Source organism: Streptomyces albipurpureus (assembly GCF_023701525.1).
GTDB lineage: Bacteria > Actinomycetota > Actinomycetes > Streptomycetales > Streptomycetaceae > Streptomyces > Streptomyces albipurpureus.
The window spans coordinates 1-666 of record NZ_JAMQAW010000124.1 but is presented as its reverse complement, the minus strand read 5'-3'; the positions used below and the strand labels follow the sequence as shown (position 1 = coordinate 666).

Here is a 666-nt window from a genome sequence, read left to right as displayed (position 1 = left end):
ATCTTCTTCCGCAGCGCTGCCGTCATACGGTAGGTCGGCACCGACACATTGAGGCAGAACAGGGCGCCGCTGGGACTCTCGACCGCGACCGCGACCGAGGCGACACCCTCCTCGCTCTCCTCCTGGCTGGTCGCGTAGCCCCGGCGTCGTGACCGCTGGACCGCCTGCTCCAACTCGGTCCTCGTCGCGATGGTCTTCGTGGTGACCGACTCCAGCCACTCGTCCGGGAAGACCTCGCGCAGGTTCTCGACCGGCAGTCGGCTCAGCATGGCCTTCCCGCTGGAAGTCGCCTGCGCCGGGACCACTTTGCCCACCCGGGAGCTGACGCGCACCGCGCGCGTGCTCTCGACGGCGTCCAGGAACTTGACGTGGCTTCCTTCCAGGCAGGCAAGGTGCACGGTCTCCCCGAACTCCTTGTTCAACCGCTCCATCGCCGGACGCACCCGCGCGCGTACGTCGACATGCCGCATGATCGCGGAGGCCACCGAGCTCAACGCGGGGCCGGGCTCGTAGGCCCGGGTCGACGGGTTCTGCATCACGAACCCGCGGTACTGCAACATCGCCAGCAGCCGGTGGGCCGTTGACGACGCCACACCCAGATGCGTGCTCGCGTCGGTCAGCCGGATCTGCCGATGGTCGCCGAACCAGAGAAGGAGCCGCAGCGCG

1 protein-coding gene is annotated in these 666 nt (G+C 68.5%); it reads right to left on the bottom strand.

Annotated elements, in window-relative coordinates; genetic code table 11:
- On the bottom strand, positions 1–666 hold a 666-nt coding region (locus NBG84_RS40010), incomplete at both ends, for an IclR family transcriptional regulator (RefSeq protein WP_250924662.1).